The sequence below is a fragment of the Nonomuraea sp. NPDC003804 genome (assembly GCF_040610675.1).
Classification (GTDB): Bacteria; Actinomycetota; Actinomycetes; order Streptosporangiales; family Streptosporangiaceae; genus Nonomuraea.
The window spans coordinates 157971-177257 of the sequence record NZ_JBEXMT010000012.1 but is presented as its reverse complement, the minus strand read 5'-3'; the positions used below and the strand labels follow the sequence as shown (position 1 = coordinate 177257).

Below are 19287 nucleotides of genomic sequence, written 5' to 3'. Positions count from 1 at the left end.
ATTCCCCGCCCCAGTAGAATCGTCTGGTGACTCACGCCCGCGGCGAACGCGCCGCACTGTGCGACCTGCTCGATACGCTCGGCCCCGATGCCCCCACGCTGTGCACGGGCTGGAGCACCCGCGACCTGGCCGCCCACCTCGTGCTGCGCGAGCGGAGGATCGACGCCAACCCCGGCATCGCGCTCAAGCCGCTGGCGGGCTACACCGCCTCGGTCCAGGAGGGCCTCAAGACCAAGCACTCCTTCTCCGAGCTGGTCGGCCTCGTGCGCAGGCCGGGCGGCGTGTACGGCCTGCTGCCCCCGCTCGACGAGGCGGTCAACACGCTGGAGTACTTCGTCCACCACGAGGACGTGCGCCGCGCCCAGCCCGGATGGGAGCCGCGTGAGCTGCCCGACGAGCTGGAGCGCCTGCTGTGGCGGCGCCTGGAGATGGGGGCCAGGATCATGCTGCGCCGGTCGCCGGTCGGGGTGGTCCTCCACCGCCTGGGCGGCGGGGTGGCCCTCGGCGGCGCCAAGGAAGGCCCCAAGGTGGAGGTCACCGGCAAGGGCAGCGAGCTGCTGCTGTTCTGCTTCGGGCGCCAGGAGCACACCCGGGTCGACCTGACCGGCGACGCCGACGCCGTCGCCCGCCTCACCCGCGCCCCGCTCGGCATCTGACCGGGCCCGGCGCGCGCGGGGCGGGCTCAGCAGGCGGCGGGCCCGGCCGTCCGGAGCGGCTGCGACCTCTCCACCTGGGCGATTCTGCGCAACGCCGCGACCAGCGCGTCCCCGAGCGAGGTGGCCACCACGACCAGTTCCATCGCGCGCTCCCTGTCGTCGGCCGGCCCCAGCACGCCGAGGTCGACCGCGGCGATCCGGTCGGCCGCGGCGGCGTAGGCGTCGAGCGCGGCGATCATGTCCTGCCGCCCGAGCTCCCCCAGCGCGGCCAGCACCCCGACGGCCATCCGCACCGCGGGATGGGCGGTCTGGGACCCGCTCCATCCCCTCCTGGTCATCATCTCGCCCATCAGCCGCTCGGCCGCGGCCAGGTGCGGGCCGCCCCGGGGCTCCTGGCGTCCGGTCATGGCCATCTGCGTGAGGGCGAGCAGGTCGTAGCCGGAGCGGTCGCCGCCGTCCAGGTGGCCGACCAGCTCACGGATCGTCGCGATCGGCAGCCCGCCGTAGTCGGCCAGCGCCCGTACGAGCCTGAGCCTGCGCACGTGCCCCCCGTCGTAGTCGGCCTGCCGGCGACCGACCGGGCGGCCCGGCGGCAGCAACCCCTCCCGCACGTAGAACTTGATCGTCGGGACGGGGATCCCCGTCGCCTCGCTCAGCTCCGCCATTCGCACGTCTTCCAGCCCCCTTGTTGGATAGCGGGACTATCTTAGTCGGCGACGCACGTGGTGATCCATCCCACACGAGGCCGTCCCCAGGGCTGGATTTCCGTATCCGGCAGCGAGTCCGCCGCCCGAATCGGGGCCGATGGCCGTACGATGGCCAGGTAAAGACGCCCCCCGGTTATGATCAAGAACATCTTCATAGAAGATGCCAGTGATCGCCCAGATCCGGGTATATACGGCTGGGAATGGACTGCAGGAGGCCCCCCATGCAGGTCAAGAAGGTCCTCACGTATCTCGCCGTGGCCTTCGTCGTCTTCTATCTGTTCACCCAGCCGAGGAACGCGGCGGCGGCGGTCAACAGTGTGTTCGACGGCATCGTCAACGGAGCCAATCAATTGGCCGTCTTCTTCACCAACGTCGTGACCTGACAGACGTGTTGACCCGTCTTGACCACGGGTCGCGCGTGTTGCCACCGACCTGAGATCGAAGAGCGTAGAGTCGATCGATGAGAGATCGCCGAAGCGTCATCGAGCGGGCCGAGACCGAGGGCGTCGAGCTCGTCCGGTTCCTCTATGCCGACCACGGTGGGGTGATCCGCGGCAAGGCGGTGTCCCGCACCCGGCTGGGCGAGCGGCTCGCCTCCGGCATCGGTCACACGGTGGCCATGATGGCGATGAACATGCTCGACCAGCTCCAGGAGGTCGAGCAGTTCGGGCCGGTCGGTGAGGTCCGGATCATGCCGGACCCGTCGACGTTCGTTCTTCTCCCCTACTCTCCTGGCGCCGCCGCCATGGTGTCCGATCTGGTCCAGCTGGACGGCACGCCGTGGGGCGCCTGCCCCCGCACCTTCCTCAAGGAGGCGATCGCCGAGCTCGGCAGCGAGGGCTACGCGCTCGTGGCCGCCTTCGAACCCGAGTTCACCCTCGGCCGCCGCCTGCCCGACCCGGCGGGCGGGGGCGACCGGCTGGTCCCGCTCGACGACAGCCTCTGCTACTCCACCACCGGCTTCGACCTGGCCCACGACTACGCCATCACGCTGGTCCGCGCGCTGGAGACCCAGGGGCTGCGGGTGGAGCACTACCACCCCGAGCTCGGCCACGGCCAGCAGGAGCTGTCGATAAGGCACGCCCCCGCGCTCAGGGCCGCCGACAACCACGTCCTCTACCGCGAGACGGTGCGCGGCGTGGCCACGCGCATGTCCCTGTGGGCGTCGCTGGCTCCCAAGCCCATCGCCGACCAGGCCGGCAACGGCGCCCACCTGCACATGTCGCTGTGGGACCCCTCGCTGCACACCAACCTGTTCGACGAGCGGCCCGAGCTGATGAGCCGCTTCGTCGGCGGGCTGCTCGCCCACATGCCCGCGCTCACGGCGCTGACCTGCGGAAGCGTCAACAGCTTCCGGCGGCTGGCGCCGCGCATGTGGTCCAGCGCCTACGCCGTCTACGGGCCCGACAACAGGGAGGCCGCGGTGCGGGTCTGCTCGCCGGTCGGCGAGGAGGGCACGGCCAACCTGGAGCTCAAGCCCTCCGACTCCTCGGCCAACCCCTACCTGTCGCTCGGCGCGGTCATCCACGCCGGCCTCGACGGGATCCGGCGGGAGCTCGACCCCGGCGACCCCGTGCTCGTCGACCCCGACACCAGGCCGGGGGCCTACCCGCGGCTGCCCGCCACCCTCGACGAGGCGCTCGACGCCCTCGAGGCCGACCCGCTGCTCATGGCGGCGCTCGGACCGCTGCGCGCTGGCGCCTACCTGGCGGTCAAGCGCTCAGAGGCGGCCGCGTTCAAGGAGCGCGACGCTGCCTTCGAGGTCGCCCGGCACATGGGCGTCTTCTAGGACGGCCGGCCGCCAGGGCGCCGGCCGTCCGCGACCGTGGGACGGCCGGCTACCTGACCGGGTGGCCGGCCTGGCGCAGGCTGTCCTTCACTTCGGAGATCTTCAGCGTGCCGAAGTGGAACACCGACGCGGCCAGCACCGCGTCGGCGCCCGCGGCGACGGCCGGCGGGAAGTGCTCCAGCCGCCCGGCGCCGCCGCTGGCGATCACCGGCACGCTGACCGCGGCCCGCACGGCGCGCAGCATCTCCAGGTCGTAGCCGTCAAGGGTGCCGTCGCCGTCCATGGAGTTGAGCAGGATCTCCCCCACACCGAGCTCCTGGCCGCGCGCCGCCCACTCGACCGCGTCGATGCCGGTGCCGCGCCGCCCGCCGTGCGTGGTGACCTCGAAGCCCGAGGGCGTGCCCGGCGCCCTGCGGGCGTCGACCGACAGCACGACGCACTGGGCGCCGAACCGCCGGGAGGCCTCGGTCAGCAGCTCCGGCCGGGCGATGGCCGCGGTGTTGAGCGACACCTTGTCCGCGCCGGCGCGCAGCAGCCTGTCGACGTCGTCGACCGAACGGACACCGCCACCCACGGTCAGCGGGATGAAGACCTGCTCGGCGGTCCTGCGGACCACGTCGAACATCGTCTCCCGCTCCCCCGACGAGGCGGTGATGTCGAGGAAGGTCAGCTCGTCGGCGCCCTCCTCGTCGTAGCGGCGGGCCAGCTCCACCGGATCACCCGCGTCGCGCAGGTTCTCGAAGTTGACGCCCTTGACCACCCGTCCCGCGTCCACGTCCAGACACGGGATGACTCGAACCGCGACAGTCATGCTCGAAACGCCTCGATCTCGATCTCCACCAGCATCCGCTTGTCGATCAGCCCGGCCACCCTGACGCCCGTGCACGCGGGCCTGACGTGCCCCAGCACCTCCGACAGCGCGGTGCCGACCGCGTCGTAGTGGCCGTCGTCGACCACGTAGTAGCGCACCATGACCACGTCCTCCCTGGTCAGCCCGGCCGCCTCCACCGCGTCGAGCGCGATGTCGAAGGCGGTCATGGCCTGCCGGTAGGGGTCGCCCTCGTGCTGCACCTCGCCGTCGACGGTGGCCGTGCAGCCGGAGACCACGACCCGCGGCCCCGCCACGACGGCGCGGGCGTAGCCGTACCTGTCCTCCCAGACGCCGCCGGAGAAGATCCTCGTCCCTTCGCGCACGCAGCCTGCCTGGCCCATCACGCGTCCCTCCCTCAGGTCCTAGCCGCGTACCGCGGCCAGGGCGTCTTCCAGCGTGAAAGCCTGCGCGTACAGTGCCTTGCCCACGATCGCGCCCTCCACGCCGTGGGGCGCGAGAGAGGAGAGGGCGACGAGGTCGTCGAGGGAGGAGACCCCTCCGCTGGCGACGACGGGCTTGTCGGTTCGATCGCAGACCTGGCGCAGCAGGTCCAGGTTCGGTCCGCGCAGTGTTCCGTCCTTGGTCACGTCCGTCACCACGTACCGGGGGCAGCCGTCGGCATCGAGCCGGTCGAGCACCTCCCAGAGATCGCCGCCCTCCTCGGTCCAGCCGCGGGCGGCGAGTGTGGTACCGCGCACGTCGAGCCCGACCGCGATCTTGTCACCGTGCTCGGCGATGACGCGCCGGCACCAGTCCGGGTTCTCCAGCGCCGCGGTGCCGATGTTGACCCTGCGGCAGCCGGTGGACAGCGCCGCCGCCAGCGAGGCGTCGTCGCGGATGCCGCCGGTCAGCTCCACGTTGATGTCGAGCTTGCCGACCACGTCGGCCAGCAGCTCCCTGTTGGAGCCGCGGCCGAAGGCGGCGTCGAGGTCGACCAGATGGATCCACTCGGCGCCCGCCTCCTGCCAGGCCAGTGCCGCGGTCAGCGGGTCGCCGTAGCCCGTCTCGGTGCCGGCCTCCCCCTGCACGAGGCGTACGGCCTGGCCGTCGACGACATCCACGGCGGGCAGCAGTACGAACGACATGTTCCTCAGGTCCTCCGGTCAAAGGCGAGCGTGACGATCACAGGGACGAACAGCAGGGAGAGCACGAACACGGCCAGGCTGACCTGCCACGACGACCACAGCAGCCAGACCAGCAGCTGGGCGACGAGGAAGAGCAGAGCGACGAGGCCGTTCTGCGCCCGCTGGCGGCGGGCGATGAGCCCGCCCTGCCGGGCGTAGCGGACCGGGCGCGGGACCAGCCGGGCGAGCAGGGCGCTGCGGCGCGACCTGCGCGCCATCCGCTCGGCGTTCAGCAGGGCGGCGCGCTCGCGCTCGGCCTCGCGGGCGGCCCGGCGCCGGGCCCGTTCCTTGCTCACGGCACCGCCCCCGACCTGCCGGTGGGCGGGGGCGCCATCACCGCGGCCCGTTCACAGCGTGCCGACCCAGTTCTTCAGCAGGGCCGCACCCGCGTCGCCTGACTTCTCCGGATGGAACTGGGTGGCCATCAGCGGGCCGTTCTCCACCGCGGCCACGAACGGCACGCCGTGCTCGGCCCAGGTGACCAGCGGTGGGGCGAAGCCCTCGCCCGGATGCAGCTCCCATTCGCGCACGCCGTAGGAGTGGACGAAGTAGAAGCGGGTGTCGGCGTCGATCCCGGCGAACAGCACGCTGCCATCGGGCGCCTTGACGGTGTTCCAGCCCATGTGCGGCAGCACGGGGGCCTCCAGGTGCTCGACCGTGCCGGGCCACTCGCCGCACCCCTCGGTGACCACGCCGTGCTCCACGCCGCGCTCGAACAGGATCTGCATGCCGACGCAGATCCCCAGCACGGGACGGCCGGCCGACAGGCGGCGGCCGATGATCCTGTCGCCGATGACGCTCTTCAGCCCCGCCATGCACGCCGCGAACGCGCCCACGCCCGGCACGACGAGGCCGTCGGCGGCCATGGCGGCGTCGTAGTCGGCGGTGACCGTCACCTGGGCGCCGGTCCTGGCCAGCGCCCGTTCGGCCGAGCGCAGGTTGCCCGAGCCGTAGTCGAGGACGACGACGTTCTTGCTCACCACCACAACACCCCCGCCACCAGCGCCATCGCGGCGCCGACGCCGCAGACCACCGCGCCGATCCGCAGGCCCTGCTTGATCAACGACACCACGCCGCCGACCAGGAACAGGCCGATGAAGACCATCACGATCGCCGTCCAGTTGTCGCTCATGCGGCCTCCCCCCGTGCCGGCCCGGTCGTCCGGCGGCACTCGGTCACAGCACGCCCTTGGTGCTCGGGACGCCGATGGCGCGCGGGTCGCGCTCGCTGGCCTCGCGCAGCGCTCTGGCCAGCGCCTTGAACTGGGCCTCGACGATGTGGTGGGCGTTGCGCCCGTACGGCACGCGCACGTGCAGGCAGACGGCCGCCTGGGCGACGAACGACTCGAGAATGTGCCGGGTCATCGTCGTGTCGTACTCGGGACCGATCATGGGGGCCATGCCGTCGGGCTCGGAGTGCACCAGGTAGGGGCGTCCGGACAGGTCGACGGTCACCTCGGCGAGCGCCTCGTCCAGCGGGCAGGACGCGTTGCCGTAGCGCCTGATGCCGGACTTGTCGCCCAGCGCCTCGCGGAAGGCGGCGCCCAGTGCCAGCGCGGTGTCCTCGATGGTGTGGTGCGAGTCGATGTGCAGGTCGCCCTCGGTCTTGACGGTCAGGTCGAACAGACCGTGCTTGCCGAGCTGGGCAAGCATGTGGTCGTAGAACCCGACCCCGGTGGCGACGTCGACCACGCCGGTGCCGTCGAGGTTCACCTCGACCAGGACCGACGTCTCCTTCGTCACCCGCTCGACACGTCCGACTCGAGCGCGGCCGCCTTCGTCGGCCACCCTCGATGCCGAGCTGTGTCGATCGGTTCGCTCGCTGCGCTCACTCACAGGACCCCCTCCAGGGCTGCACGGAATGCCGTCATCTCCTCAGTGGTGCCGATCGACACCCGCAGCCACTCGGGCGGCCCGACCTCGCGGATCAGGACGCCTCGCTGGAGCAGCCCCTCCCAGATCGTGCGCCGGTCGCCGAACCGGCCGAACAACACGAAGTTCGCGTCCGAATCGGCGACCGTCAAGCCCTTGCCGCGCAACCATTCGACGATGTCGTCGCGCTCGCGCCGGAGCGCGTCGACGGTGCCGAGCAGCTCGGCCCGGTGCCGCAGCGCGACCCTGGCCGTGGCCTGCGTGACCGTCGACAGGTGGTACGGCAGCCGGACCAGCAGCATCGCCTCGACCACGGCCGGGTGCGCGGCCAGGTAGCCCAGGCGGGTGCCCGCCATGGCGAACGCCTTGGACATCGTCCGCGTCACGATCAGCCGGGGGTGGTCGGCCAGCAGCGTCAGCGCCGACGGCGTGCCGGTGCGGGCGAACTCGGCGTAGGCCTCGTCCACCACGACCATGCCGGGAGCTGCCGCGGCGACCCGCGCGATGGTCTCCAGCGGCAGCGCGGTGCCGGTCGGGTTGTTGGGCGAGGTCAAAAAGACGATGTCGGGCCGGTGCTCCTCGACCGCGGCGACGGCCTTGCCGGGGTCGAGCGAGAAGTCCTCCTCGCGCGCGCCCGAGATCCACTCCGTGCTGGTGCCGGTGGTGATGATCGGGTGCATGGAGTAGGACGGCTCGAAGCCGATCGCGGTGCGCCCGTGGCCGCCGAAGGCCTGCAGGATCTGCTGGAGCACCTCGTTGGAGCCGTTGGCGGCCCAGACCATGTCGCGGGTCAGCCCGTGGCCCAGGTAGTCGGCCAGGTCCTGGCGCAGGGCCAGGGCGTCCCTGTCGGGGTAGCGGTTGAGCGCCGCCGCGCCGCGCCTGATCTCCTCGGCCAGGTCGTCGACCAGCGCCTGGGAGGGCGGGTAGGGGTTCTCGTTGGTGTTGAGCTGCACCGGCACGTCGAGCTGGGGAGCACCGTACGGCTTGCGCCCCCGCAGGTCGTCGCGGATCGGCAGGTCGTCGAACCTCATGAGGGGATCTCCCAGTCGAACCTCGCGCGGATGGCGGCGCCGTGGGCGGGCAGGTCCTCGGCGTCGGCGAGCACGCAGGTGTGCTCGGCCGCCCCGGCCAGCGCCTCGCGGGTGTAGTCGATCACGTGGATGCCGCGCAGGAACGACTGGACCGACAGCCCGCTGGAGTGGCAGGCGCACCCGCCGGTGGGCAGCACGTGGTTGGAGCCGGCGAGGTAGTCGCCCAGGCTCACCGGGCTGTAGGGACCGACGAAGATCGCGCCGGCGTTGCGCACCCTGGCCGCCACCTCGGCCGCTCCGGCCGTCTGGATCTCCAGGTGCTCGGCGGCGTAGGCGTCGACGACCCTGAGCCCGGCGGCCAGGTCGTCGACCAGCACGATGCCCGACTGCCGGCCGGCCAGCGCCTCGGAGATCCGCTCGGAGTGGCGGGTCGCGGCGACCTGTCCCGGCAGCTCCTTCTCGACCGCCTCGGCCAGCTCGACGCTGTCGGTGACCAGCACGGCCGCCGCGATGACGTCGTGCTCGGCCTGGCTGATGAGGTCGGCGGCCACGTGCCGGGGGTCGGCGGTGGCGTCGGCGAGGATGGCGATCTCGGTGGGGCCCGCCTCGGAGTCGATGCCGATGACGCCCTTGAGCAGCCGCTTGGCCGCGGCCACCCAGATGTTGCCTGGTCCGGTCACCATGGTGGCGGCCGGGCACTCCTCGGTGCCGTAGGCGAACATCGCCACGGCCTGCGCCCCGCCGACGGAGTAGACCTCGTCCACGCCGAGCAGCGCGCAGGCGGCCAGGATCGTGGGGTGCGGCAGCCCGCCGAACTCCTTCTGCGCGGGGCTGGTGACGGCCAGCGACTCGACGCCCGCCTCCTGGGCTGGGACGACGTTCATGACCACGCTGGAGGGGTAGACCGCGCGCCCGCCCGGCACGTAGAGGCCGACGCGCTCGACCGGCACCCACCGCTCGGTGACCGTGCCGCCGGGGACCACCTGGGTCGTGGTGTCGGTGCGCCGCTGGTCGCGGTGCACCTTCCTGGCCCGCGTGATCGACTCGACGAGGGCGGCCCTGACCTTGGGGTCAAGGTCGTCCAGCGCCTGCCGGATCGCCTCGGCGGGAACCCTGGCGGACGTGATCTCGACACCGTCGAACCTGGCGGTCAGCTCGCGAACGGCTGCCGCCCCGCGATGGCGCACCGCGTCGCAGATGGGCCGCACCTTCTCCAGGGCGGCCTCGACGTCGAGTTCGGCGCGGGGCAGCACGTCGCGCAGGTTCTCCGGCAGAGAGCCGCGCAGGTCGATACGGGAAATCACCCATACAGTCTACGGACACTCTCAGGCACAACCGCTTCCGTCCATATTGCGGGACAGCCAGGGCATTCGCCGTGTTTCTCCATGCATGGCGGGGCATTTCCGCAGGCACGGCGTGGCCGCCGATCCTCTACGATCGGCACCGTGAGCAAGGCGAAGAAGGGCGGGCAGGGCACCCCCGCGACGGTCGCGCTGGCCAAGGCACAGGTCGACTTCACGCTCCACCCCTACGAGCACGACGCCAACGCCCAGGCCTACGGCGAGGAGGCCGCCGACGCGCTGGGCCTGCCGTACGACAGGATCTTCAAGACGCTGGTGGCGGAGGTCGAGAGCGGGCTCGCGGTGGCGGTCGTGCCGGTGGCGGGCAAGCTCGACCTGAAGGCGTTCGCCGCGGCGCTGGGCGGCAAGCGGGCCGCGATGGCCGACGCGGCGAAGGTCGAGCGGGTCACCGGCTACGTGGTCGGCGGCATCAGTCCCCTCGGGCAGCGCAAGCGGCTGCCCACCGTGGTCGACGCCTCCGCGCTGGACTTCGAGACGATCTACTTCTCGGCCGGCAAGCGCGGCCTGCAGATCGAGACCGCGCCGGCGAACCTGGTCGAGCTCACCGGGGCGGCCACCGCGCCGATCGCCAAGACCGGTTGAGGGCCGGTCAGCTGGCAATCCTTGCCATCGCCGGGCGCGGGCGCATGCGGCAGGATCGCAAGAGTGACCGAACTGCACTACCTCACCGCCACTGAGATGGCCCGCCTGGTGCGGGCCCGCGAGGTGAGCGCCGTCGAGCTGCTCGAGGCCCACCTGGCGCGCATCGAGCAGGTCAACCCGGCCGTCAACGCCATCGTGACGCTGGTCGCCGAGCGGGCGCTCGACCAGGCCAAGGCGGCCGACGCGGGCGAGCCCCGAGGTCCGCTGCACGGCGTGCCCGTGGCCCACAAGGATCTCGTCGACACCGCGGGCATCAGGACCACGTACGGCTCGCCGCTGTTCGCCCACCACGTCCCCGGCCAGGACGACCTGCTGGTCGAGCGGCTCAGGAAGGCCGGGGCGATCACGGTGGGCAAGACCAACACGCCCGAGTTCGGCACCGGCTCGCACACCGTCAACGAGGTGTTCGGCGCCACCCGCAACCCCTACGACCTGTCCAGATCCGCCGGCGGCAGCAGCGGGGGCGCCGCGGCGGCGCTGGCCACCGGGATGGTCCCGCTGGCCGACGGCTCCGACATGGGCGGCTCGCTGCGCAACCCGGCCAGCTTCTGCAACGTGGTCGGCCTGCGCCCGACGCCGGGCCGCGTTCCCGACATCTCCGACACCGCCGCCTGGTACACGCTGGCGGTCTCGGGGCCGATGGCCAGGACCGTCGAGGACCTGGAGCTCATGCTGTCGGTGATGTCCGGCTTCGACCCGCGCTCGCCGTACGCGATCACCGAGCCGTACACCCCCGACCCGGAGACCTCCGTGCGCGGCCTGCGGGTGGCCTTCAGCCCCGACCTCGGCGGCCTGCCCGTCGACCCCGAGACCGCGGCGGTCACGGAGGCGGCGGTGCGGGTGCTCGACCGGCTCGGCGCCGTCGTGGAGCGCGTGGACCTCGACCTGTCCGACGCCGACGACGCCTTCAGGACCTACCGCGCCTGGTACTACGCGCTGAGCTTCGGCGAGCTGGAGAGGCTCGGCGCCAACACCGCCTGGAACGTCGAGCAGGGCCGTACGGTGACCGGCGCCGACCTGGCCCGCGCCGAGAAGCTGCGCAGCGGCCTCTACCAGCGCATGGCCGCCTTCTTCGACACCTACGACGTGCTGGTCGCGCCGGTCAGCCAGGTACCGCCGTTCCCCGTCGAGCGGCCCTACGTCGACGAGATCAACGGTGTGAAGCTGCCCGACTACCTGGCCTGGATGCGCTCGGCGTACTGGATCAGCGTCCTGCACGCCCCCGCGGCCTCGGTGCCGGCCGGCTTCACCTCGACGGGGCTGCCGGTGGGCGTGCAGGTCGTCGGCCGGCCGTTCGCCGACGCCAGGGTGCTGCGCGTGGCCCGCGCCTTCGAGCAGGCCACCGGGTACGGCTCGCGCCGCCCCGATCTGTAGCCCGGCCTGAAGAGCGGTCTACAGCCCCTCGATCTCCCCGTACGGCCGGCGCAGCGGCGACTCGCGGTAGGCGACCACGGCCTCCATCGTCCCGTAGAGCCCGACCGCGAGCAGCGGCCAGGCCACCAGCACGCCCCTGGCGGTCAGGACGAGCGCTCCGGCCACCACCTTCACGCCGGGCACGGCGGCTGCGGCCTCCACGGTGACCGGGGCGAGGGTGAAGGTCGTGCCGGCCCACTGCGCGACGAAGGCCGCGGCGGCGCCGCCGGCCGCCAGCCCGAGCAGCACCTCCAGGCGCCTGTCACGGGCCAGGTTCCACGCCACGACCGCGCAGACCAGCCCGATGCCGCCCGTGACCACGGCGAACCAGCCGTCGGCGGCGATGAGGGCCTGGGTGGAGGGGTCGGCCAGCACCGGCCGGCCGTTGACGATCGCGTAGGGCGCCCGGGGCGCGAGCAGGGACCAGGCCAGACCCGCGGGGACGCCGAGGGCGGCCAGCGCCAGAACGGTCACCGCGAAAGCCCGCACATGCCCCACGAGGCCACTCCCCCTCACAAGTGTGTCCGAACCTGCTCGATGGTATCCCCCGGCTAGGCTCATGCCGTGATTGAAGACAAGGTCTGGCTGATCGAGCCCTCCGGTCCGCTGCGTGGCGATGTGGAGGTCCGCGGATCCAAGAACGCGGTGTCGAAGCACATGGTGGCGGCCATGCTCGGCACCGGTGAGAGCTCCATCCACAACGCCCCCGAGGTGGGTGAGGTCGGCATCACCGCGGCGATGCTGGAAGCGCTCGGCATCCACGTGGAGATCACCAAGAAGGAGATCAGGATCGCGAAGGGGCGGCAGATCCAGCCCCGCGTGCCCAACGCCTTCAGCGGCCTGAACCGCATCCCCATCCTCATGCTGGGCCCGCTGCTCCACCTGGCCGGCGAGGCGTTCGTGCCGCTGGTCGGCGGCGACCCCATCGGACGCAGGCCGGTCAACTTCCACGTCGAGGCGCTGCGGACCATGGGCGCCGAGGTCGAGGTGGGCGAGGACGGCATCCACGCCAAGGCGACCAGGTTGCGTGGCGCCAGGATCCAGCTGCCCTACCCCAGCGTCGGCGCGACCGAGACGATCCTGATGTCGGCGGTGCTCGCCGAGGGCAAGACCGTCATCAAGAACGCCGCCATGGAGCCCGAGGTGGTCGAGCTGGCGCTGTTCCTGCAGCGGATGGGCGCCAGGATCGAGCTGTCCCCCGACCGGCGGATCGTCATCGAGGGCGTGCCCGAACTGCACGGCGCGCAGACCTGGCTCGCGGGCGACCGCATCGAGGCCTTCTCCTACCTGGCGGCGGGCCTCATCACCAGGGGCGAGGTGCGGGTGCACGGCTGCCCGCAGGACCGCCTGGTCACCGCGATCACCACGCTGGCCAGGATGGGCGCCCAGTTCGACATCAACGACGACTACATCTGCGCCACCGCGCCGCCCGAGGGGCTGCGTTCGGCGGCCGTGCAGACCGACACCCATCCCGGGTTCATGACCGACTGGCAGACGCCGCTGATGGTGCTGTTCACCCAGAGCCAGGGCATGTCGGTGCTGCACGAGACGGTCTTCGAGAACCGCCTGGTCTACGTGCCCGCGCTGCAGCAGATGGGCTGCGAGATCGAGGTCTTCGACCAGTGCCTCGGTGGTCCGGCCTGCCGCTACCACGACACCAACGCCAAGCACTCGGCCGTGGTGCGCGGGGTGTCCAAGCTGCGCGGCGCCGACGTGATGCTGCCCGACATCAGGGCGGGCTTCTCGGCGGTGCTGGCCGCCGCGGTGGCCGACGGCTCCTCCAGGCTGCGCGGCGTGCACCACATCGAGCGGGGCTACCACCGCCCGTTCGAGCAGTTCCGCTCGCTCGGCCTGGACCTCCACCGAGAGGGCTGACCGGGCACGGCCGTTACCGGACACAGAGGCTGACCGGGCACGGCCGTCAACCGGACAGAGGGGGCCGATCGGGCGCGGCGCGCGTTCCATGAGCGCGTTTGCAGATCGCAAAGGCTGCTGAAGCAGGCGTTTGGCGCCCTCGTCCGCGTTGCAGATCATCTGAGTGACTGTGCTCAGATGCGTCGTCGGGCTCGGCATGGCGGGCGCGATCGGCGGCGTGCTGACCGCGGCGGTGGCGGTCCCGGCGGTCAGCGGGGCCGGAATCGCCGTCCGCGAAGCCGCCGCCACCTTCACCGACCTGCCACCCGCCCCGCGCGAGGAGCCGCTGTCGCAGGTCACCACGCTGCTGGACAAGAACGGCAAGCCGTTCGCGCAGTTCTACAAGGCCAACCGGACGCCCGTGACGCTCGCCCAGGTGGCGCCGGCGATGCGCGACGCCATCGTGGCCATCGAGGACGCCCGCTTCTACGAGCACGCCGGCCTGGACATCAAAGGCACCCTGCGCGCGATCATCACCAACACCCAGGCGGGCGGCATCAAGCAGGGCGGCTCGTCGCTGACCCAGCAGCTGGTGAAGAACATCCTGGTCGAGAACGCCGACACCGAGAAGGAACGGCAGGCCGCCCGCGCGCCCAACCTGTCCCGCAAGATCAGCGAGCTGCGTTACGCCCTGGCGCTGGAGGACAAGTACCGCAAGGACGAGATCCTCGAGCGGTATCTCAACATCGCCTACTTCGGGGCGGGCGCCTACGGGGTCGAGGCGGCGGCCCGGCGCTTCTTCTCCACCACGGCCGGCAGCCTCACGCTGGCCCAGGCGGCGACGCTGGCGGGGGCGGTGCGCCTGCCGTACACCACCGATCCTTCACTGGGCCCTGAACGGCGGGCGCGGCTGCTGGAGCGCCGCGACATCGTCCTGGACCGCATGGCGAGCCTGAAAATGATCTCCGCCGAGACGGCGGCGGCCACCAAACGGCAGCCGCTGGACATCAGGCTGCGGCCCGAACCCGGCGGGTGCGCCGAGAGCGAGTACCCGTACTTCTGCCTCTACGTGCAGCGCGAACTGCTGACCAACCCCGTCTTCGGCGACACCACGGCCGAACGGGAGCGCCGCCTGTCCATGGGCGGGCTCGTGCTGCGCACCACGCTCGACCCCGTCGCGCAGCGCGCCGCAGAGCAGGCGATCAGGCAGCGGGTGCACCCCGTGGACACCGAGGTCGCCGCCGAGGCGATGGTCGAGCCCGGCACGGGCAGGATCAGGGCGCTGGCGGCCAGCAAGAGGTTCGGCCGCAATCCCGGCGACCGCAAGAACGGGCCCAGGACCACCTTCAACCTGCCCGCCGACGTCAAGCACGGCGGCGGGATGGGACTGCAGGCCGGCTCGACGTTCAAGGCGTTCACCCTGGCCACCGCGCTCAAGCAGGGCTGGCGCTTCGACCAGGGCTTCAAGACGCCCGGCAGCTTCGTCCCCGCCGACGGCTACCGCAACTGCGCGGGCCGGCCGGTCAACGCGCCGACCACCACGATCTACAACGCCAGCGGCGAGGGCAAGGGCGGCCCGCACAGCCTGTCCACGGGCACGTGGAACTCGGTGAACATCTTCTACATGATGCTGGAGCGCAGGGTCGGCCTGTGCGAGGTGGTCAAGACGGCCAAGTCGCTGGGCATCGTCAGGGCCGACGGCACCCCGCTGCGCGAGGTGCCCACCTTCACGCTCGGTGTCAACGAGATGGACCCGCTCACCGTGGCCGCCGCCTTCGCCGCCTTCGCCGCCCGCGGGCGCTACTGCCGTCCGATGGCGCTCGTCGACATCACCGACAGCCAGGGGCTGCGCACCACCGTGCGGCCCACCTGCTCGCAGGCGTTGGAGCGGGACGTGGCCGACGCGGTCAACCACGTGCTGTCCGGGGTGTTCACCAAGGGCACGATGAAGGGGCAGGGCATCGGCAGGCCCGCGGCGGGCAAGACCGGCACCACCGACGGCTACACCGCGGCCTGGTTCGCCGGATACACCCCTGACCTCGCGGCGGCGGTGAGCGTGGGCGACATCCGCGGCTCCTACCGCTACCCGCTGCAGGGGGTGACGATCGGCGACGAGTCGTACGGCTCGGTGCAGGGCGCGTCGCTGCCGGGGCCGATCTGGGTGGCCTCGATGGAGTCGGCGCTGCGCGACACCGACGCGACGTCGTTCACCCGCCCCGACATGAGCCGCTTCGGCGGCGGGCACACCCCGGGGCTGGCCAAGGCGGAGGCCGCGGCCCGGCGCGCGGAGATCCGCCGCTACGTGCAGAAGTACCGCGAGCGGTACCGCCGGTTCTACCGGTGGATGACCAGACACCAGGCCCGCCGCCGCTGACCGGACGGGTGACGAGGGCGGGCCGCCGGTGCCGGTGTCAGCCGCCCAGGCAGGCGGGGCCGAGGAGTTGCTTGAGGTCGCCCATGAGGGCCGGTGAGGGTGTCACCCGCAGCCGGTCCTCCACCCGCATGACCGTGGTCTTGGGGCCGTTGTGCACCTGCAGGTGCACCTCGGAGGTGCCGGGGTGGGTGGTCAGGATCTCCTTCAGCCGGCCGACCACCGGCGGCGTGCACCGGCTCAGCGGCAGGCTGACCAGCAGCGGGCCGCCCGCCTCCTGGGTGAGGTCGGGCGCCGTCACCTCCATCGCGATGATCTTGGCCACGTCTTCGCGCTTGTCGATGCGCCCCTTGACGAAGACGATGGCGTCCTCGGCCAGGATCGTCGAGCACAGCTGGTAGGCCGACGGGAAGATCATCACCTCGATCGCGCCCTCGAGGTCCTCCAGCTGGGTCAGCACCCAGGTGTCGCCCTTCTTGGTGACCTTGCGCTGCACGCCCGACAGGATGCCGCCGACCGTCACGACCTGACCGTCGGCGCGGCTCTCGTCCTGCAGCGAGGCGATCGAGCAGTCGGCACCGGAGGCCAGGATGTGCTCCACGCCGAACAGCGGGTGGTCGGAGACGTAGAGGCCGAGCATCTCCCGCTCGAACTGCAGCAGGGTGTTCTTGTCCCACTCGCCGACCGGGATCTGCACGTCGAAGGTCTGGTCCTCGCCGCCGTCGACGGCGCCGAACAGGGAGTCCTGGCCGATGGCCTCGTTCTTCTTGATGTCGATGATCGCGTCGACGGCCTGCTCGTGCACCATGACCAGGCCCTTGCGGACGTGGCCGAGGGAGTCGAAGGCGCCCGCCTTGATCAGCGACTCGATCACCCGCTTGTTGCAGACGATCGCCGGCACCTTGCGCAGGAAGTCCTTGAAGTCGGCGTAGCGGCCCTTCTCCTTGCGGGCCGCCAGGATGCCGTCGACGACGTTGCCGCCGACGTTGCGGATGGCCGACAGGCCGAAGCGGATGTCGGTGTCGTGCGGCGTGAAGTCGAAGTCGGAGTCGTTGACGTCCGGCGGGAAGACCTTGATGCCCATGCGGCGGCACTCGTTGAGGTAGAGGGCCGATTTGTCCTTGTCGTCCTTGACCGAGGTGAGCAGCGCGGCCATGTAGGCGGCCGGGTAGTTGGCCTTGAGGTAGGCGGTCCAGTACGCGACCAGGCCGTAGCCGGCGGTGTGGGCCTTGTTGAAGGCGTAGTCGGAGAAGGGCAGCAGGATGTCCCACAGGGCCTTGATGGCAGCCGGCGAGAAGCCGTTGTCCTTCATGCCCTTCTCGAAGAACTCGTACTGCTTGTCCAGCTCGGACTTCTTCTTCTTGCCCATGGCGCGGCGCAGCAGGTCGGCGCCGCCGAGGGAGTAGCCGGCCACCCGCTGGGCGATGGCCATGACCTGCTCCTGGTAGACGATCAGGCCGTAGGTCGTGTCGAGGATGTCCTTGAGCGGCTCCTCCAGCTCCGGGTGGATCGGGGTGATCTCCTGCTGGCCGTTCTTGCGCAGCGCGTAGTTGGTGTGCGAGTTGGCGCCCATCGGGCCGGGCCGGTAGAGCGCGAGGGCGGCGGAGATGTCCTCGAAGTTGTCGGGGCGCATGAGCCGCATGAGCGAGCGCATGCCGCCGCCGTCGAGCTGGAAGATGCCGAGGGTGTCGCCGCGGGCCAGCAGCTCGTAGGTCTTGACGTCGTCGAGCGGCAGGTCGAGCAGCTCGATCTTCTCGCCGCTGGTGAGCTCGATGGCCTTCAGGCAGTCGTCGATGATCGTGAGGTTGCGCAGGCCCAGGAAGTCCATCTTCAGCAGGCCGAGCGTCTCGCAGGTCGGGTAGTCGAACTGCGTGATGATCGCGCCGTCGGAGTCGCGGCGCATGACCGGGATGTAGTCGGTGAGCACCTCGGCGGACATGATGACGCCGGCGGCGTGGACGCCGGTCTGCCTGATCAGGCCCTCCAGGCCCCTGCCGAGGTCCATCGTCGCCTTGACGTCGACGTCCTCCTCGTACAGGCGGCGCAGCTCGCCGGCCTCGGCGTAGCGGGGGTGGTCCTTGTCGAAGATGCCCGACAGCGGGATGTCCTTGCCCATCACCGCGGGCGGGAAGGCCTTGGACACCCGGTCGCCCAGCGCGTACGGGTAGCCCAGCACGCGACCGGCGTCCTTGATGGCGGCCTTCGCCTTGATGGTGCCGAACGTGGCGATCATGGCGACCTTGTCGGCGCCCCACTTCTCGGTGACGTAGCGGATCACGTCGGCCCGCCTGCGCTCGTCGAAGTCGATGTCGACGTCGGGCATGGAGACACGTTCGGGGTTGAGGAACCGCTCGAAGATCAGGCCGTGCGGGATCGGGTCGAGGTCGGTGATGCCGAGCGCGTAGGCCACCAGCGAGCCGGCCGCCGAACCACGGCCGGGACCCACCCTGATGCCGTTGTTCTTGGCCCACATGATGAAGTCGGCGACCACGAGGAAGTAGCTCGGGAAGCCCATCTGGAGGATGACGCCGAGCTCGTTCTCGGCCCAGGCCCGGTGCTCCTCGTCTACGCCGTCGGGGAAGCGCCGCTCCAGGCCCTTCCACACCTCCTGGCGGAAGAACTCCTCCTCGGTCATCCCGTCGGGGATGGGGAAGGTCGGCATGAGGTTCTTGTGCGTGAAGAACCCCGTCGGGTCGACCTTCTCGGCCACCAGCAGCGTGTTGCGGCAGCCCTCGGCCCACAGGTCGGAGGAGTCGACGGCGCGCATCTCGTCGGCCGACTTGATGTAGTAGCCGCTGCCGTCGAAGCGGAAGCGGTCGGGGTCGGACAGCTGCTTGCCGGTCTGGATGCACAGCAGGGCGTCGTGGGAGGCGGCGTCGGACTCGTAGGTATAGTGCGAGTCGTTGGTGACCAGCGGGGGGATGCCCAGTTCCTTGCTGATCCTGGTCAGCCCGTCGCGGACCCTGCGCTCGATGTCGAGCCCGTGGTCCATGATCTCCAGGAAGTAGTTGTCCTTGCCGAAGATGTCCTGGAACCTCGCGGCGGCCTTGACGGCCTCGTCGTACTGGCCGAGGCGCAGCCTGGTCTGCACCTCGCCGGAGGGGCAGCCGGTGGTGGCCATCAGGCCGTCGGCGTGCTCGGCGAGGATCTCGGCGTCCATGCGCGCCCACTTGCGCACGAAACCCTCGGTGTAGGCCCGCGACGACAGGCGCATCAGGTTGTGCAGGCCCGCCCTGTTGCGCGCCCAGATCGTCATGTGGGTGTAGTAGCCACCCGCGGAGACGTCGTCCTTCTTCTGGTGCGGCTCACCCCAGAGCACCGGCCGCTTGTTGTGGCGCAGCTCGGGGGCGACGTAGGCCTCGATGCCGATGATCGGCTTGATGTCGGCGGCGGTCGCCTGCCTGTAGAAGTCGTAGGCGCCGTGCATGTTGCCGTGGTCGGTGATGGCGATGGCGGGCATGCCCAGCTCGCCGACCTGTTTGAACATCTGCTTGAGGCGCGCGGCCCCGTCCAGCATGGAGTACTCGGTGTGTACGTGCAGGTGTACAAACGAGTCGCTGGACGACATGGAGCGGCGCCTCCTCGATCGAGAGCGGA

The 19287-nt window shown here is 71.0% G+C and carries 19 protein-coding genes; 7 read left to right on the top strand and 12 right to left on the bottom strand.

Annotated elements, in window-relative coordinates; genetic code table 11:
* Positions 1 to 26 precede the first annotated feature (26 nt).
* Positions 27 to 656, top strand: a complete 630-nt coding sequence (locus ABZX22_RS18815) for a TIGR03085 family metal-binding protein (protein ID WP_354910413.1) — start codon at positions 27 to 29, stop codon at positions 654 to 656.
* 26 nt (positions 657 to 682) lie between these two features.
* Here the strand turns inward: ABZX22_RS18815 and ABZX22_RS18810 are convergent, their stop codons facing one another.
* Complete coding sequence (locus ABZX22_RS18810; RefSeq protein WP_354910410.1) at positions 683 to 1321, bottom strand: MerR family transcriptional regulator; 639 nt, start codon at positions 1319 to 1321, stop codon at positions 683 to 685.
* Positions 1322 to 1584: 263 nt separating this feature from the next.
* Between ABZX22_RS18810 and ABZX22_RS18805 the strand changes: the two genes are divergently transcribed.
* Positions 1585 to 1746, top strand: a complete 162-nt coding sequence (locus tag ABZX22_RS18805) for a hypothetical protein (RefSeq protein WP_354910408.1) — start codon at positions 1585 to 1587, stop codon at positions 1744 to 1746.
* Between the two features lie 77 nt (positions 1747 to 1823).
* Positions 1824 to 3152: a glutamine synthetase family protein gene (locus ABZX22_RS18800; RefSeq protein ID WP_354910406.1), complete on the top strand. Its 1329-nt coding sequence runs from the start codon at positions 1824 to 1826 to the stop codon at positions 3150 to 3152.
* Between the two features lie 49 nt (positions 3153 to 3201).
* Here the strand turns inward: ABZX22_RS18800 and hisF are convergent, their stop codons facing one another.
* The 9 genes from hisF to hisD are packed head-to-tail and all read right to left on the bottom strand — an operon-like array spanning position 3202 to position 9353.
* A complete protein-coding gene (gene hisF, locus ABZX22_RS18795) occupies positions 3202 to 3963 on the bottom strand; it encodes an imidazole glycerol phosphate synthase subunit HisF (protein WP_354910403.1) in 762 nt (253 codons plus the stop codon).
* The gene (locus tag ABZX22_RS18790; RefSeq protein ID WP_354910537.1) at positions 3960 to 4364 is read right to left on the bottom strand and encodes a Rid family hydrolase; all 405 of its coding nucleotides are present in this window, start codon (positions 4362 to 4364) and stop codon (positions 3960 to 3962) included. The genes hisF and ABZX22_RS18790 overlap by 4 nt, the downstream gene beginning before the upstream one ends.
* Before the next feature lie 21 nt (positions 4365 to 4385).
* Positions 4386 to 5108, bottom strand: coding sequence for a bifunctional 1-(5-phosphoribosyl)-5-((5-phosphoribosylamino)methylideneamino)imidazole-4-carboxamide isomerase/phosphoribosylanthranilate isomerase PriA (gene priA / locus ABZX22_RS18785; protein WP_354910400.1), 723 nt, complete (start codon positions 5106 to 5108; stop codon positions 4386 to 4388).
* Positions 5109 to 5113: 5 nt separating this feature from the next.
* Entirely contained in the window at positions 5114 to 5443 is a 330-nt protein-coding gene (locus ABZX22_RS18780; RefSeq protein ID WP_354910399.1) for a hypothetical protein, read from the bottom strand.
* Positions 5444 to 5494: 51 nt separating this feature from the next.
* Positions 5495 to 6127 carry an imidazole glycerol phosphate synthase subunit HisH gene (gene hisH / locus ABZX22_RS18775; protein WP_354910398.1) on the bottom strand — a complete coding sequence of 211 codons (633 nt, stop codon included), beginning with the start codon at positions 6125 to 6127 and terminating at the stop codon, positions 5495 to 5497.
* On the bottom strand, positions 6124 to 6279 hold the full coding sequence (locus tag ABZX22_RS18770) for a hypothetical protein (protein WP_354910395.1): 156 nt from the start codon (positions 6277 to 6279) through the stop codon (positions 6124 to 6126). The genes hisH and ABZX22_RS18770 overlap by 4 nt, the downstream gene beginning before the upstream one ends.
* Before the next feature lie 43 nt (positions 6280 to 6322).
* Complete coding sequence (gene hisB / locus ABZX22_RS18765) at positions 6323 to 6934, bottom strand: imidazoleglycerol-phosphate dehydratase HisB (RefSeq protein ID WP_354910535.1); 612 nt, start codon at positions 6932 to 6934, stop codon at positions 6323 to 6325.
* Positions 6935 to 6978: 44 nt separating this feature from the next.
* Positions 6979 to 8049, bottom strand: coding sequence for a histidinol-phosphate transaminase (locus ABZX22_RS18760; RefSeq protein ID WP_354910392.1), 1071 nt, complete (start codon positions 8047 to 8049; stop codon positions 6979 to 6981).
* Positions 8046 to 9353 (bottom strand): histidinol dehydrogenase, encoded by a 1308-nt coding sequence (gene hisD / locus ABZX22_RS18755; RefSeq protein ID WP_354910390.1) that lies wholly within the window; start codon positions 9351 to 9353, stop codon positions 8046 to 8048. Before hisD ends, ABZX22_RS18760 begins: the two co-directional genes overlap by 4 nt.
* A 141-nt stretch (positions 9354 to 9494) precedes the next feature.
* Between hisD and ybaK the strand changes: the two genes are divergently transcribed.
* Complete coding sequence (ybaK, locus tag ABZX22_RS18750; RefSeq protein ID WP_354910387.1) at positions 9495 to 9992, top strand: Cys-tRNA(Pro) deacylase; 498 nt, start codon at positions 9495 to 9497, stop codon at positions 9990 to 9992.
* Positions 9993 to 10055: 63 nt separating this feature from the next.
* A complete protein-coding gene (locus tag ABZX22_RS18745) occupies positions 10056 to 11426 on the top strand; it encodes an amidase (RefSeq protein WP_354910385.1) in 1371 nt (456 codons plus the stop codon).
* A gap of 18 nt (positions 11427 to 11444) precedes the next feature.
* On the opposite strand, the gene ABZX22_RS18740 is transcribed toward ABZX22_RS18745, so the two are convergent.
* On the bottom strand, positions 11445 to 11963 hold the full coding sequence (locus ABZX22_RS18740) for a hypothetical protein (RefSeq protein WP_354910383.1): 519 nt from the start codon (positions 11961 to 11963) through the stop codon (positions 11445 to 11447).
* Positions 11964 to 12029: 66 nt separating this feature from the next.
* Here ABZX22_RS18740 and murA point away from each other — a divergent pair, with 66 nt between their 5' ends.
* Both murA and ABZX22_RS18730 read left to right on the top strand, forming a co-directional pair.
* On the top strand, positions 12030 to 13340 hold the full coding sequence (murA, locus tag ABZX22_RS18735; RefSeq protein WP_354910381.1) for a UDP-N-acetylglucosamine 1-carboxyvinyltransferase: 1311 nt from the start codon (positions 12030 to 12032) through the stop codon (positions 13338 to 13340).
* Between the two features lie 163 nt (positions 13341 to 13503).
* Positions 13504 to 15693 carry a transglycosylase domain-containing protein gene (locus tag ABZX22_RS18730; protein ID WP_354910378.1) on the top strand — a complete coding sequence of 730 codons (2190 nt, stop codon included), beginning with the start codon at positions 13504 to 13506 and terminating at the stop codon, positions 15691 to 15693.
* A gap of 37 nt (positions 15694 to 15730) precedes the next feature.
* On the opposite strand, the gene dnaE is transcribed toward ABZX22_RS18730, so the two are convergent.
* Positions 15731 to 19258: a DNA polymerase III subunit alpha gene (dnaE, locus tag ABZX22_RS18725; RefSeq protein ID WP_354910375.1), complete on the bottom strand. Its 3528-nt coding sequence runs from the start codon at positions 19256 to 19258 to the stop codon at positions 15731 to 15733.
* Between the last annotated feature and the right edge of the window lie 29 nt (positions 19259 to 19287).

Coding starts and splice junctions, on each gene's coding strand:
- hisF (WP_354910403.1), bottom strand. CDS start 3,963: ATGACTGTCGCGGTTCGAGTCATCCCGTGTCTGGACGTGGACGCGGGA.
- ABZX22_RS18800 (WP_354910406.1), top strand. CDS start 1,824: ATGAGAGATCGCCGAAGCGTCATCGAGCGGGCCGAGACCGAGGGCGTC.
- dnaE (WP_354910375.1), bottom strand. CDS start 19,258: ATGTCGTCCAGCGACTCGTTTGTACACCTGCACGTACACACCGAGTAC.
- ABZX22_RS18805 (WP_354910408.1), top strand. CDS start 1,585: ATGCAGGTCAAGAAGGTCCTCACGTATCTCGCCGTGGCCTTCGTCGTC.
- ABZX22_RS18770 (WP_354910395.1), bottom strand. CDS start 6,279: ATGAGCGACAACTGGACGGCGATCGTGATGGTCTTCATCGGCCTGTTC.
- ABZX22_RS18760 (WP_354910392.1), bottom strand. CDS start 8,049: ATGAGGTTCGACGACCTGCCGATCCGCGACGACCTGCGGGGGCGCAAG.
- priA (WP_354910400.1), bottom strand. CDS start 5,108: ATGTCGTTCGTACTGCTGCCCGCCGTGGATGTCGTCGACGGCCAGGCC.
- ABZX22_RS18790 (WP_354910537.1), bottom strand. CDS start 4,364: ATGGGCCAGGCAGGCTGCGTGCGCGAAGGGACGAGGATCTTCTCCGGC.
- ABZX22_RS18810 (WP_354910410.1), bottom strand. CDS start 1,321: ATGGCGGAGCTGAGCGAGGCGACGGGGATCCCCGTCCCGACGATCAAG.